The following is a 13,802-nucleotide window of genomic DNA, read 5'->3' as shown; positions in this document are numbered from 1 at the left end:
AAATCAGTATCGTCGCGCCTGCTGCGCCAGCAAAACACACATTTACGGACACAAAGTAAAACGGGACTTTTGTGGTCAAGGTCGTACTTTGTCTGTAGCACCGGAGGGGCAACGATTGAAACACTCAGAGCCTACGTTCAGAGCCAGTCAACGCTTGATTGATCTTTAAAGCCCTGCGGGCTTTTCGCCTTATATCCCCGCCCGCACTGGGCGAGGGTTTACGGCGTTTTTCGCTAAATTGATAAAAGTTTGATTTTTCAACCACTGAGGTAAGTCTTTTAATACATTTTCATGATAGTTAACAAAGAAATCCCTTGCGCCAGCCATCATCGCTTTATGTTCCTCTAACGCATACCGACCATCTAAGGTTTCTTGTTCAAGGATTCTATTGGTATAAGTCGTATCAACATTTGTTTTTGTGCAGAATAGCACCACGCATCTGGGATCATTTTAGCGGGATCAAATGACTTTGCTGCATAACGTTTCATTGCGATATCAATAATTGGCATGATTTTTTTAACTCGTATCATCATCTTAAGAATATATTCATTTGATATATGTGGACACTGTAGAAAATATGAGAAACAGTGGTATGACACAAAGAAGAAAACGAAGGTAAAGAGAAACCTATACCTTTTTACTCACCTTACATTAAGGTTTATTGGGTATTTTTAACGTCGATAAGTGACTGCTCCCCGCCGTAAACGGCGAGTCTTCCCACTTCTAAGGTGCGTAGATATCCCTTAATGTACCAATAATTTTAGCAACATCTGGATTATCAATATGGTAATAAATTACCTGTGCATCGCGTCTAAAGGCGACAAGACCTTCTTCTCGCATTTTTGCTAAATGCTGAGATAAAGCAGATTGGCTCAACGACACTAATTTATGCAGTTCTCCCACCGCAATTTCATCATATTTCAGCAATAAACACAAAATGAGCAATCGATGTTCATTTCCTATTGCCTTCAATAATTGTGCCGCCTTTTTGGTTCCATCTCGTAAAAAGTCGTCTTGATTAGTCATGCTTTCTCCTTTGTATGCAATGAGATGTTAGCCCCTTTCCTTTCCGAACTGTGCACTGTATAGCACAACCTAAATATTAGCAAATATTAATTTAGACACTTCTAAATTAGAAATTAGTAAATTAGATCTTGCTAATTTAGTATCTGCTAATATAATAAATTTTCGATAAGAGAGGAGGACATCATGAATACAGCAATCAACATTCAAGCGTTTTTTGATGAAGAAAGCCATACAGTGACTTATTTGGTTTCCGATCCTAAAACAAAACAGGCCGCAGTCATCGACCCTGTACTGGATTATGATCATGCCAGTGGAACCGTGAGTACAACTTCCGCTGATACAGTATTAAAAAGTGCATTAGAACAAAAATTAACCATCATTTGGATATTAGAAACTCATGCACACGCCGATCATCTGAGTGCAGCAGTGCACATACAAAAACTTACAGGAGCCCAAATAGCCATTGGTGAACACATTAAAGATGTGCAAAAGATTTTTGCTGAGAAATTCAATCAACCGCATATTTCAACTCAAGGTATTGAGTTTGATAAACTTTTAGCTGACGGTGAAGAGATCATGCTTGGGCAGATCCCGATAAAAGTGATCCATACTCCAGGGCATACACCTGCGTGTGTCTCATATCATATTGAAAATGCTGTTTTTGTTGGTGATACACTCTTTATGCCAGATTACGGCACGGCAAGAGCTGACTTCCCCGGTGGGGATGCAAAAAAATTATATCGCTCGATTCAAAAATTGTTTGCACTCCCTGAAGAAACAATCCTGTATATGTGCCATGACTACAAAGCGCCAGGGCGCGACCACTACGCATGGGAAACGACTGTTGCAGAGGCGCGCAGCTCAAATATCCATGTCCACGAAGGCGTCACTGAAGAACAGTTTGTCACTATGCGCAAACAACGTGATGCAGGTCTTGCAGCGCCTAAATTATTACTGCCATCTATTCAGGTTAATATACAAGCAGGAGAATTTCCTGAGCCAGAATCAAACGGCACACAATATTTAAAAATCCCGCTGTCTTTTAAAACTAAATAATATTTCTCCTATTTAATTAATTGGAACACAAAATGAATACACCAACTTGGATTTTATTAGCGTTTGCTGGCTGGACACTTCTCATTTTATTTGGCACCGTTGGTGTATACCGCTGGTCACGTATTTTAACTGGCCGCGCAACCGTTGGAGAGTGGCAAGCAAATAAACCACAAGGTAGCGATTGGTATCAGCGTGCTATTGCAGCCCACCGTAATTGTATTGAAAACTTACCCGTGTATACGGCGATTGTTGTCGCCATGAATTTCACTCACACAGAAAGTTATCTTCTTAATATTTTAGCAATTATTGTTTTTATCAGCCGAATTGCACAAAGTCTTATTCATATTTGTCTGACACAAACCGACAAAGTAGCAACATGGCGGTTTATTTTCTTCTTTACACAAATCGTGATGATGATTTGGATGGGAATTAATATCGCTATTAATGCAATTTAAAAAGAACATAAATAATTACGGAACGGCCTTAATAATAGATTCCGCAACATTCTTCAATAATAGATTGGGGAAAATGCCGGAAGGATCAATATAGCTCTATAATGAAAAACGACCACACTTATCATTAAACTATAAAAACGCCCGATGAAGTTCATCGAGCGTTTTATGCCTAAAAAAATTATCAACCTATATCAAACCAGAATATAAATTCTGATCTTCTGACTTAATTACTTTTTTGTTTGCGGTCCCACTAACCGATTCAATGGTGTTATCTACGAGTTCTGTTTCAGGACGAACAATACTGACTAATTTAAAGATTAGGCTTAAAACAATACCAACTATCGTCGCTAAAGCCATACCTTTTAACTCCGCCGCACCGATCTGAATCGATGCACCACTGACACCAACAATCAGAATAATTGCCGTTAATATCAAGTTTTGAGGTTTGTTGTAATCCACTTTTGAATCTAATAAGACACGAATACCTGATGCACCGATGACACCGTAAAGCAGTAATGAAACGCCACCCATAACTGGAACAGGTACAGCAGCAATAGCCGCCGCGAGTTTACCAACACACGATAATAAGATGGCGAGAATTGCCGCACCACCAATAACCCATGAGCTATAAACCTTAGTGATAGCCATAACACCGATGTTTTCACCATATGTGGTATTGGGTGTTGAGCCAAAGAAACCGGAAATAATGGTAGAGAAACCGTTTGCGAACATAGAACGATGTAGGCCAGGGTTTTTCATTAAATCACGTTGTACAATATTGGCTGTAACAACAAGGTGTCCAACGTGCTCAGCAATAACAACTAATGCAGCCGGTAGGATAATAAAGATTGCACTCCATTCAAAACGGGGAGAATAGAATGTCGGTAGTGCAAACCAGTTAGCTTCTTTTATGGGTGTAATATCAACGACGCCCAAGAAGAAAGAGAGTGCATAACCTGCTAATACCCCAATAAGGATAGGAATAATAGCAAGGAATCCTCTAAACATTACAGAACCTAAGATAGTCACACCTAAAGTGACCATAGAGATAAGCAGTGTCTGGCTATCAACCGGTGTATCTTCACTGGGTAATAATCCTGCCATTCCAGCAGCCGTTCCTGCTAATTCAAGCCCGATGACGGCAACGATTGCGCCCATTGCCGCAGGCGGAAACATCACATTAATCCAACCTCGCCCTGCTATTTTGACAATACCGGCAACGAGACAAAATAACACACCACAGACAATGAATCCCCCGAGTGCTAATTCATACCCTAAAGGTAATAATAAAAGTACAGGTGAGATAAATGCAAAACTTGAACCTAAATAAGCAGGAATGCGTCCTTTACAAATAAAGAGATAAAGCAGGGTTCCGATCCCGTTAAATAACAATATTGTTGCCGGATTAACTTTAAATAAAATTGGCACAAGTACGGTGGCGCCAAACATTGCAAACAAATGTTGAAGGCTCAACGGAATTGTTTGTAATAATGGTGGGCGCTCTTCTACCCCGATTGCACGACGAGTCATGCTTACGACCTCTCTTTAATATGAATGTAAAATTGGTTTATATTTTTAACTTTATACTTGTCCTACTTTAAATCGCCGCATTGCTGACTACACCTACACATCGTCGTCACCTAGCAGCACCTTAAAATATTTAAAATATAGAACAAATATGTGATCCAAAAAAAAGCCGACTATCAAAGTCGGCTTAATTATTATTTTGTACCAAATATCTTATCGCCCGCATCGCCAAGACCTGGAACGATGTACCCGTGCTCATTAAGATGACTATCAATAGATGCAGTATATAACTCCACATCTGGATGAGCTTCTTCTAATGCCTTAATCCCTTCTGGAGCAGCAACCAGAACTAATACTTTAATTGAAGTACAGCCCGCATTTTTTAATAAATCAATTGTGGCAATCATAGAGCCGCCTGTTGCTAACATAGGGTCAACAACAAGAGCCATACGCTCTTCAATATTGGATGCTAATTTCTGGAAGTAAGGGACAGGTTTTAATGTTTCTTCATCGCGGTAAACGCCAACTACACTGATTCGGGCGCTAGGAATATTTTCTAATACTCCGTCCATCATCCCGATACCGGCACGGAGGATAGGAACTACTGTGATTTTTTTTCCTTTAATCTGTTCTATCTCTACCGAACCACACCAACCTTCTATTGTTACCGTCTCTGTTTCTAAATCGGCGGTAGCTTCATACGTCAGTAGACTGGAAACTTCTGAAGCCAGTTCACGAAAGCGCTTAGTGCTTATATCATGATCTCGCATCAGCCCCAATTTATGTTGAATGAGTGGGTGTTTTACCTCAACGATCTTCATAATTTCTCCTAATGTACGACGCAGCCTGACAAAAAAATCGCGAGATTATACCGCTTTTTTGCCAACATTCCATCGTTTTTCTATTGATATTGATCAAACGCACAGCTTTTAACCACACCAACATGAATAATTGTGACCTATAAAGAAGATCCTCGCAAACGTTTGCTTTGCCTGTTAGAATAGCCCCCGCACACATTTTTTCTTAACAGCAACTTGCCGTGAGGGCTCTACGTGACTAACAAATCCTCTCTCAGCTATAAAGATGCCGGTGTCGACATTGACGCAGGTAATGCTTTAGTCGATCGTATCAAAGGTGTAGTAAAAGAAACCCGCCGTCCTGAAGTTATGGGAGGTTTAGGTGGTTTTGGCGCACTTTGTGCGATCCCATCTAAATACCGTGAACCTATTTTAGTTTCAGGCACCGATGGCGTAGGAACTAAACTTCGCCTTGCGATGGATTTAAATCGCCACGATGACATCGGGATTGATTTAGTCGCAATGTGTGTCAACGATTTAATTGTTCAAGGTGCAGAACCCCTTTTCTTCCTTGACTACTATGCCACAGGAAAATTGGATGTCGATACCGCAGCACGCGTAGTAACAGGTATCGCAGAAGGTTGTAAGCAATCGGGTTGTGCATTAGTGGGGGGTGAAACGGCTGAAATGCCGGGAATGTATCACGGTAATGATTATGATATCGCTGGTTTTTGTGTCGGTGTGGTTGAAAAATCAGAAATTATCGATGGTAGCAAAGTTAAAGCGGGTGATGCGCTGATTGCTTTGGCATCAAGTGGACCTCATTCTAATGGGTATTCATTAATCAGAAAAATTCTTGAAGTTAGCAATACCCATGCTGAAAACACTTCCTTAGGTGATAAATCATTAGCTGATCACCTATTAGCCCCCACTCGAATTTATGTAAAATCACTGCTTTCATTAATTGAAAATGTCGATATCCATGCAGTAGCACATATTACAGGTGGTGGCTTTTGGGAAAATATTCCTCGAGTATTACCAGAAAACACTCAAGCACGTATTGACAGTAAAAGCTGGGAATGGCCAGTGGTTTTCAAATGGTTGCAAGATGCAGGACACGTCAGCACACATGAAATGTATCGTACCTTTAACTGCGGCGTTGGATTATTAATTGCTGTTAACCCAAATGACGTTGAAAAAACATTAGCACACCTTGCAGAGTGTGGTGAAAACGCCTGGTTAATTGGTGAAATTGCGCCACAAGCTACGGGTGAAGAACAAGTTATTATTAACTAATGAAAGTATGTGAATGAAAAATATTGTCGTCCTCATCTCAGGAAACGGCAGCAACCTACAGGCGATTATTGACGCCTGTAGGGCGAATAAAATCACGGGTAATGTGGTTGCTGTCTTAAGTAATAAAGCTGATGCATATGGTCTTGAACGGGCAAAACTTGCTGATATTCCCGCTTATTTTGTTGATCCGACTCTCTATAACGACAGAGCTGACTACGATAGTGCGTTAATTAAACAAATCGATGCTTATCAACCCGACATTGTGGTTTTAGCTGGTTTTATGCGTATTTTATCGCCTGATTTTGTGACACATTATCAGCATAAATTATTAAATATTCATCCTTCTTTGCTTCCTAAATACCCCGGATTACACACTCACCGCCAAGTTTTAGCGAATAAAGACGCTTTTCATGGCGTGACCGTCCATTTTGTGACAGAAGAACTTGATGGAGGTCCCATGATTATTCAAGCTCGCATTCCTGTTTTACCGGATGATACTGAACAATCATTACAAACAAGAATACAAACGGAAGAGTATCGTATTTACCCATTAGCGATCGGTTGGTTAGCTGAAGAACGATTAAAAATGAAGAATAATCAAGCTTTTCTCGATGACATTGCGCTTTTCGACAGCCTTGGTTAACTATTTCGTTTAAGATAAAAAGTCACATTGTGCTACAATGTAGCCCACGTGACTTTTTTTGTGTCACCCTTTTCTCTTTTTATTCAATGCATTCACCGAGGTGCTTATGTCTGGTGGTAAGAAAGTTCCACCTATAAAATTACGTCCTCTCGAACGAGAAGATCTCTCTTTTGTCCATCAACTTGATAATAATGCCAGCGTTATGCGTTATTGGTTTGAAGAGCCTTATGAAGCTTTTATCGAGTTAAGCGACCTTTATGAAAAACATATTCACGACCAAAGCGAACGTCGTTTTATTGCCGAAAGTGACGGCACTAAAGTTGGACTTGTCGAATTAGTTGAAATTGATTATGTTCACCGTCGCGCTGAATTCCAAATTATTATCGCCCCTGCGCATCAAGGTCATGGATATGCTGCACGAGCAGCAAAACTTGCGATGGATTACGCTTTTTCTGTACTCAATTTATACAAACTCTATTTAATCGTTGATAAAGAAAATGCTAAAGCGATTCATATTTATCAAAAGCTTGGCTTTAAAAAAGAAGGTGATTTAATAGATGAGTTTTTTGTTAACGGTGCCTACCGTTCTGCGATTAGAATGTGTACTTTCCAAGCGCCTTATTTTGAAAAAAAAGCCAAAGAGGCGAAACCCGAAAATTTTGTTAAACCGGGTGCGACTATTAAGCAACATGTCTGATTTATTCAGATATTAAGTATTAACTTTAACCCTTGTTGGAGTTCAGATGTCCCAGGAACGACTCTATATTGATAAAGAGATCAGTTGGCTTGCGTTTAACGAACGTGTATTACAAGAGGCTGCTGATAAACGAAACCCGTTAATTGAAAGAGTCAGGTTTCTGGGGATCTATTCAAATAATCTTGATGAGTTTTATAAGGTTCGTTTTGCCGATGTAAAACGCCGTATTTTAATTAACGAGGAGCGTGGCTCACGCTCTGCATCAAGTCATGCTCGCCATCTTATAAAGAAAATTCAATCAAAAGTGGCTAAAGCCGACCAAGAGTTTGATGCTTTATACAATGATTTGTTATTAGAGATGGCACGAAACCAAATCTTTCTAATTAACGAACGCCAAATCTCTCCGAATCAACAAATCTGGTTACGCCAATATTTCCGTCAAAATTTAAGAAAACACATCACACCTATTTTGATTAATCCTGAAACAGACTTGGTGGAGTTTCTTAAAGATGACTATACCTATTTAGCGGTTGAAATTGTGCAAGGGCAAATTATTCATTATGCCCTGTTAGAAATTCCATCAGACAAAGTCCCTCGTTTTGTTATTCTCCCAACAGACCAAGGACGTAGTAAGAAAAAAATCCATGATTTTATTGGATAATATTTTACGCTACTGCCTTGATGAGGTATTTAAAGGCTTTTTTGATTATGATTCATTAAATGCTTATTCCATGAAAATGACGCGAGATGCGGAGTATGATCTTGCGACAGAAATGGAATCAAGTTTACTTGAAATGATGTCATCAACATTAAAACAACGCCTGACTGCAGAGCCTGTCCGTTTTGTTTATCAGCGTGATATGCCTGATGAAATGGTAGCATTATTGCGCAGTAAACTCGGTTTATCGAATAATGATTCCGTTATTGCGGGAGGTCGTTATCATAATTTTAAAGATTTTATTAACTTCCCCAACGAAGGCAGTAAATTCCTATTAAATAAACCCATCCCACGTTTACGCCATGTTTGGTTTGATAATTTCCGTAATGGCTTTGATGCCATACGTGAGCGCGATGTCTTACTCTATTATCCTTATCATACTTTTGAACATGTGCTGGAATTGCTACGTCAAGCCTCATTTGATCCAAGTGTTATCTCAATAAAGATTAATATTTACCGTGTTGCTAAAGATTCTCGGATCATAGATTCGATGATCCATGCTGCTCATAACGGTAAACGTGTCACGGTCGTTGTTGAGTTACAAGCGCGTTTTGATGAAGCCGCGAATATTCACTGGGCAAAACGTCTGACAGAAGCGGGGGTACATGTTATTTTCTCTGCTCCAGGCCTGAAAATTCACGCGAAATTATTTATTATTTCTCGCTTAGAAGACGGTGAAATTATCCGTTATGCCCATATTGGTACGGGAAATTTCAACGAGAAAACCGCGCGTCTCTATACTGACTATTCACTATTAACTGCAAATACTGAAATTACTAATGAAGTACGTCGCGTCTTTAGTTTTATTGAAAACCCTTATCGCCCTGTGACGTTTGAACATTTGATGGTTTCACCACAAAACTCACGTACCCTTTTAAATCAATTAATCACCAATGAAATTCACAGTGCTCAAGCAGGACATCCCGCGGGGATCACATTAAAAGTGAATAACTTAGTTGATGAAGAGCTAGTTAATCGCCTTTATGATGCCTCAGAAGCGGGGGTAAAAATACGATTGTTAGTCCGTGGTATGTGTTCTTTAGTCCCTAATCAACCGGGATTTAGTGAAAATATTCAGGTCACCAGTATTGTTGATCGTTTTTTAGAACACGACCGTGTTTATGTGTTCACGAATAAAGGTGATGAAAAAATCTTTCTCTCTTCTGCGGATTGGATGACGAGAAACCTTGACTATCGTATTGAGGTTGCGGTGGCTTTGCTTGATCCTCAACTTAAGCAACGCGTTCTTGATATACTGGATATTCAATTTAATGACACCGTAAAAGCTCGTTATATCGATAAGGATTTAACAAATAGCTATGTTCCTCGTGGAAATAAACGTAAGATCCGTTCCCAACTTGCTGTCTATGAATATATTAAATTGTTAGAACAACCCAGTTCACGAGCGTAATTTTATGCCTTTATCACAAGATGACTCTTCACCACGTCCTTTAGAAATTGCGGCTATTGACCTCGGTTCTAATAGTTTTCATATGATAATTGCGCGTGTTGTTAATGGCGCATTACAAGTATTAAGCCGTTTAAAACAGCGAGTTTATCTTGCTGATGGACTTGATGATGATAACGAATTAAGCGAAGAAGCTATGTTACGTGGGCTTTCCGCCCTTTCTCTTTTTGCTGAAAGGTTACAGGGCTTTCCTGCTGAAAATGTTACAGTCGTAGGCACACACACTTTGCGTGTCGCGACGAATGCGAAAGTCTTTCTTCAACGGGCTAAAGACGTTATTCCTTATCCTATTGAAATTATTTCTGGGCATGAAGAAGCTCGACTTATTTTTATGGGTGTTGAACACACTCAATCTGAAAAAGGTCGAAAGCTCGTTATCGATATCGGGGGTGGCTCAACCGAATTAGTGATTGGTGAAAATTTTGAGCCCATTTTAATCGAAAGCCAACGTATGGGGTGTGTCAGTTTTAGCCGCCAATTTTTCCCAGAACAAAAAATTAGCGAATCCGCTTTTCGTAAAGCACGAGAAAAAGCAGCGCGTAAAATGGAAAAAATTGCATGGCAATATAAAATGACGGGTTGGGACGTGGCTTTAGGCGCATCAGGAACAATTAAAGCGGCTCATGAGATCTTAGTTGAGTTCGGTGAAAAAGACGGTGTTATCACACCAGAACGTCTACTTATGCTCACTAAACAAGTTTTACGATTTAAGAAATTTAAAGATATTACCCTGCCGGGTTTATCCGATGAACGTAAACATGTTTTTGTTCCAGGTTTAGCGATTTTATGCGGTATTTTTGATTCATTAGGATTGAAAGCGCTACACCTATCTGACGGTGCATTACGTGAAGGTGTGCTGTATGAAATGGAAGGCCGATTCCGTCATCAAGATATTCGCCAACGCACAGCGAAAAGCCTTGCAGAGCACTATAATATCGATAGAGAACAAGCCAAACGTGTTCTTGAAACCATGCAATCTCTTTACGCTCAGTGGGCACAGCAAAATTCAAAACTGGTTCGCCCTGATTTAGAGGCTATTTTAGTTTGGGCTGTCATGTTACATGAAGTCGGATTAAGCATTAATTTAAGTGGATTGCACCGCCATTCTGCCTATATTCTTTCAAATACTGATTTACCCGGTTTTAATCAAGAGCAGCAGTTGTTATTAACAACCTTGGTTCGCTATCACCGCAAAGGGATCAAGTTAGATGAATTGCCTAAATTTAATCTTTATAAAAAGAAACAGTATTTCCCTCTCGTACAAATACTAAGATTAGCAACTTTACTTAATAATCAGCGACAATCGACAACAAAACCTGCATCTTTGCGTTTAGTCACAGAGGAAAATCATTGGACGCTTTATTTTCCTAAAAAATATCTTTCCGATAACACATTGATGGAATTGGATTTAGAAAAAGAACAAGAACATTGGCAGTCTGTTCCGGGGTGGAAACTGGATATAAAAGAGGAATCTGCTTAACAATATGATATTATAAAGAAAAAGACGCTAGTCAATGCGTCTTTTGTTGCATATATCATACAACAACTATCACATAACAACATAGGTTTGATTTGTGACCATAATATGAACATCACCAACGCAATATTGTTCAAGACTCATATTTTTATACGGAGAAAACCGATAATCATCCTAAAATGGAATAATTAGTGTCTATGGTTATCTCCCTCATAAGAATTAAAAAAGGAATAACATGTCTCAAACAGCTATCAACAATGATACTGCGGCTGCCATCAATCCGTATTCACAAAAAGTGGCACACCTACGTCAACAAATTTTGAACATCTTTCTCGAAGATGATCATTTTGTTGAAACCGTTTTAGGTGAAGCAAGTGAAAATGATAGGCTGAGCCACCATGAACTTCATGAAAAAATCACCACTGTTAGAGAATTACTACAAGATCTACACGCGGCAGATATTGCAGATATTCTTGAAGCCCTTCCCTATGACGAACGTCTAGCTTTGTGGCATTTGGTTGATAATAATGAACGCGGTGCTGTTTTAGTCGAAGCTTCTGTCGCCGTTTGGGACAGCTTAATAAAAGATATGACTGACCGTGAATTATTACGATCGGTCGCTACATTACATGTGGATGAGCAAGCGTACATCGCAGAGCACTTACCTCGCGATACGATGCGTCGCCTTCTTACCTATTTAGAACCAAGCCTGCGTAATAGAATAAGAGAAGTTCTTCAATATCCTAAAGACAGTGTCGGTCAGATGATGGATTTTGAATTCGTCACTGTGCGAGGTAATGTCACATTAAAAACGGTACAGCGTTATCTACGCCAGCGAGGCTCTATTCCTGAAGCAACAGATAAAATTTTCGTTATTGATAATAAAAACCATCTGTTGGGCGAGCTTCCATTAACCACCGTTTTAACGCAATCTCCTGATAAGCTTGTCTCTGATGTCATGAAAACAGATACCGTTAGCTTTATGCCTGAGGAAAAAGGCGAAGATGCGGCGGGCGCGTTCGAACGTTATGACTTAATTTCAGCGGCTGTTGTTGATAGTAATGGTCTTTTAATGGGGCGATTAACCGTTGAAGATATCGTTGATAATATGCATGAAGAGAGCGATACCAATATTCGTCGTATGGGGGGGTTGAGCCCAGAAGAAGACGTCTTTGCTCCCGTCGGGCAAGCGGTGAAAACTCGTTGGACTTGGCTTGCCATCAACTTATGTACGGCTTTCGTTGCCTCTCGTGTTATCGGTGTCTTTGAACATACTATTTCGCAACTCGTTGCGCTTGCAACGCTAATGCCCATTGTGGCAGGGATTGGTGGTAACACAGGTAATCAGACCATCACAATGATTGTCCGCGCATTAGCACTGCATCAAATACAAACGGGTAGTTTCTCTTTCTTAATTTTAAGGGAGTTAGGTGTCGCCCTTATTAATGGTATTGTTTGGGGAGGCATAATGGGCGTTGTCACCTTCCTTCTCTATGGCGATATCGCGATGGGTGCAGTAATGACCATGGCGATGGTATTAAACCTCTTAATGGCAGCCATGATGGGGGTATTAATCCCAATGACAATGATTAAATTAGGTAAAGATCCAGCAATTGGCTCAAGCGTTATGATCACCGCGATTACAGATACGGGGGGCTTCTTTATCTTCTTAGGTTTAGCAACCATCTTCTTGGTTTAAAAGAAACCACATTAAAAAAACGCCACTGTTAAGTTCGATACAGTGGTGTTTTTTTTTCTCACCATATAAACATGTTTATTGTCTTTTCTTTAAGCATTTCAATATTATGAATATCAAACCCAGTGCTATTCTTATTCACGTTCCCAATGTTTCCGAAGGGTTAGCATGGTATCAACATGCTTTTCCATCTGCGGTTGCGCAATATCTACCTGATTTCAATTTTACCTTATTACATATCGGTGATTTTACTATTGAGGTTGTTCAAGCCGATAGCAAAGTGAGCGCAGGCAAAAAAGGCACTGTTTTATATTGGCAGGTTGATGATTTTAATTGCGCACTTACGCATTTTCAAAAAATAGGGGCAACACTTTATCGAGGTCCTATGGAAATAGATAATGGGTTTTATATGTGCCAAGTCGAAGATCCTTTTGGCAATTTAATCGGTTTAAAAGGTCAAAAAGCTTAAGATACAGGGTTAATAACCACAGTGCTATCACGTGGTGTAATAGCACTGATAAAACAAACTAGACCGTTGTCGAGAGATAAAAGTAAATAAGTAATAAGGCAACAATTAGCGATGTGACAAAGGTTTTTCTAACAGAAGAACTGAGTTGATGGGTATCACTTTGCTCTGCATTATTCAGTATGGTTTTTAGTACCAAACCACCCCCTAATGCGACAATAGAAAGTGATGCAAACAGCACAATTGCGGCTAAGAGAACCGCACTCATTGAGATAGAGATCATAAATCCTCCGATATACCAACTGACTTTCTGATGTAATTATAACCAAGGATCGTTTTTTTGATGCCTTTTCTTGTTTTTATTTTCAACCCACCGAAAAATCACATAAAAACTACATTATGCATAAAAAACACAAAAATAAAATTATCATTATAAATTTTATTGGATTCTAATTTTAAAAAAATAGCAAAAAAATGGAA

14 protein-coding genes and 1 pseudogene are annotated in these 13,802 nt (G+C 39.6%); 10 read left to right on the top strand and 5 right to left on the bottom strand.

Going from position 1 to position 13,802, the window contains the following annotated elements; translation table 11 throughout:
• On the top strand, positions 1-162 hold a 162-nt coding region (locus BHE89_RS19985), incomplete at its 5' end, for a transposase (RefSeq protein WP_171742550.1).
• 27 nt (positions 163-189) lie between these two features.
• On the opposite strand, the gene BHE89_RS19975 is transcribed toward BHE89_RS19985, so the two are convergent.
• Both BHE89_RS19975 and BHE89_RS19970 read right to left on the bottom strand, forming a co-directional pair.
• The gene (locus BHE89_RS19975; protein WP_197672848.1) at positions 190-435 is read right to left on the bottom strand and encodes a nitroreductase family protein; all 246 of its coding nucleotides are present in this window, start codon (positions 433-435) and stop codon (positions 190-192) included.
• Between the two features lie 288 nt (positions 436-723).
• Positions 724-1,026 carry an ArsR/SmtB family transcription factor gene (locus BHE89_RS19970; protein ID WP_069367561.1) on the bottom strand — a complete coding sequence of 101 codons (303 nt, stop codon included), beginning with the start codon at positions 1,024-1,026 and terminating at the stop codon, positions 724-726.
• Positions 1,027-1,209: 183 nt separating this feature from the next.
• Here BHE89_RS19970 and BHE89_RS19965 point away from each other — a divergent pair, with 183 nt between their 5' ends.
• Together BHE89_RS19965 and BHE89_RS19960 are read left to right on the top strand one after the other, a co-directional pair.
• Complete coding sequence (locus BHE89_RS19965; RefSeq protein ID WP_069367562.1) at positions 1,210-2,082, top strand: MBL fold metallo-hydrolase; 873 nt, start codon at positions 1,210-1,212, stop codon at positions 2,080-2,082.
• A gap of 32 nt (positions 2,083-2,114) precedes the next feature.
• On the top strand, positions 2,115-2,537 hold the full coding sequence (locus BHE89_RS19960) for an MAPEG family protein (protein WP_069367563.1): 423 nt from the start codon (positions 2,115-2,117) through the stop codon (positions 2,535-2,537).
• Positions 2,538-2,723: 186 nt separating this feature from the next.
• Here the strand turns inward: BHE89_RS19960 and uraA are convergent, their stop codons facing one another.
• Positions 2,724-4,067, bottom strand: a complete 1,344-nt coding sequence (gene uraA / locus BHE89_RS19955; protein ID WP_128860746.1) for a uracil permease — start codon at positions 4,065-4,067, stop codon at positions 2,724-2,726.
• Between the two features lie 191 nt (positions 4,068-4,258).
• Positions 4,259-4,885: a uracil phosphoribosyltransferase gene (gene upp, locus BHE89_RS19950; RefSeq protein WP_023581896.1), complete on the bottom strand. Its 627-nt coding sequence runs from the start codon at positions 4,883-4,885 to the stop codon at positions 4,259-4,261.
• 231 nt (positions 4,886-5,116) lie between these two features.
• On the opposite strand from upp, the gene purM reads away from it, so the two are divergent.
• From purM to BHE89_RS19915, 7 genes and pseudogenes are all read left to right on the top strand, one after another.
• Entirely contained in the window at positions 5,117-6,157 is a 1,041-nt protein-coding gene (gene purM / locus BHE89_RS19945) for a phosphoribosylformylglycinamidine cyclo-ligase (RefSeq protein ID WP_069367565.1), read from the top strand.
• A 13-nt stretch (positions 6,158-6,170) separates the two neighbouring features.
• Complete coding sequence (gene purN / locus BHE89_RS19940; protein ID WP_069367566.1) at positions 6,171-6,800, top strand: phosphoribosylglycinamide formyltransferase; 630 nt, start codon at positions 6,171-6,173, stop codon at positions 6,798-6,800.
• Between the two features lie 106 nt (positions 6,801-6,906).
• Positions 6,907-7,497, top strand: coding sequence for a spermidine N1-acetyltransferase (gene speG / locus BHE89_RS19935; protein ID WP_069367567.1), 591 nt, complete (start codon positions 6,907-6,909; stop codon positions 7,495-7,497).
• 46 nt (positions 7,498-7,543) lie between these two features.
• A pseudogene (gene ppk1, locus BHE89_RS19930) lies at positions 7,544-9,626 on the top strand (polyphosphate kinase 1).
• A gap of 4 nt (positions 9,627-9,630) precedes the next feature.
• Positions 9,631-11,163, top strand: coding sequence for an exopolyphosphatase (gene ppx, locus BHE89_RS19925; RefSeq protein ID WP_069367569.1), 1,533 nt, complete (start codon positions 9,631-9,633; stop codon positions 11,161-11,163).
• Positions 11,164-11,395: 232 nt separating this feature from the next.
• Positions 11,396-12,859, top strand: a complete 1,464-nt coding sequence (gene mgtE, locus BHE89_RS19920; RefSeq protein ID WP_069367570.1) for a magnesium transporter — start codon at positions 11,396-11,398, stop codon at positions 12,857-12,859.
• A 106-nt stretch (positions 12,860-12,965) separates the two neighbouring features.
• Entirely contained in the window at positions 12,966-13,325 is a 360-nt protein-coding gene (locus BHE89_RS19915; RefSeq protein WP_197672849.1) for a VOC family protein, read from the top strand.
• Between the two features lie 58 nt (positions 13,326-13,383).
• Here BHE89_RS19915 and BHE89_RS19910 read toward each other — a convergent pair whose 3' ends face one another.
• Complete coding sequence (locus tag BHE89_RS19910) at positions 13,384-13,605, bottom strand: hypothetical protein (protein ID WP_069367571.1); 222 nt, start codon at positions 13,603-13,605, stop codon at positions 13,384-13,386.
• Between the last annotated feature and the right edge of the window lie 197 nt (positions 13,606-13,802).

The organism is Shigella sp. FC1967 (assembly GCF_001743005.1).
Classification (GTDB): Bacteria; Pseudomonadota; Gammaproteobacteria; order Enterobacterales; family Enterobacteriaceae; genus Proteus.
The sequence above is the reverse complement of the archived record's forward strand: the minus strand, read 5'-3'. Positions and strand labels throughout refer to the sequence as shown.

Coding starts and splice junctions, on each gene's coding strand:
- BHE89_RS19970 (WP_069367561.1), bottom strand. CDS start 1,026: ATGACTAATCAAGACGACTTTTTACGAGATGGAACCAAAAAGGCGGCA.
- BHE89_RS19965 (WP_069367562.1), top strand. CDS start 1,210: ATGAATACAGCAATCAACATTCAAGCGTTTTTTGATGAAGAAAGCCAT.
- BHE89_RS19960 (WP_069367563.1), top strand. CDS start 2,115: ATGAATACACCAACTTGGATTTTATTAGCGTTTGCTGGCTGGACACTT.
- uraA (WP_128860746.1), bottom strand. CDS start 4,067: ATGACTCGTCGTGCAATCGGGGTAGAAGAGCGCCCACCATTATTACAA.
- upp (WP_023581896.1), bottom strand. CDS start 4,885: ATGAAGATCGTTGAGGTAAAACACCCACTCATTCAACATAAATTGGGG.
- purN (WP_069367566.1), top strand. CDS start 6,171: ATGAAAAATATTGTCGTCCTCATCTCAGGAAACGGCAGCAACCTACAG.
- speG (WP_069367567.1), top strand. CDS start 6,907: ATGTCTGGTGGTAAGAAAGTTCCACCTATAAAATTACGTCCTCTCGAA.
- ppx (WP_069367569.1), top strand. CDS start 9,631: ATGCCTTTATCACAAGATGACTCTTCACCACGTCCTTTAGAAATTGCG.
- mgtE (WP_069367570.1), top strand. CDS start 11,396: ATGTCTCAAACAGCTATCAACAATGATACTGCGGCTGCCATCAATCCG.
- BHE89_RS19915 (WP_197672849.1), top strand. CDS start 12,966: ATGAATATCAAACCCAGTGCTATTCTTATTCACGTTCCCAATGTTTCC.
- BHE89_RS19910 (WP_069367571.1), bottom strand. CDS start 13,605: ATGATCTCTATCTCAATGAGTGCGGTTCTCTTAGCCGCAATTGTGCTG.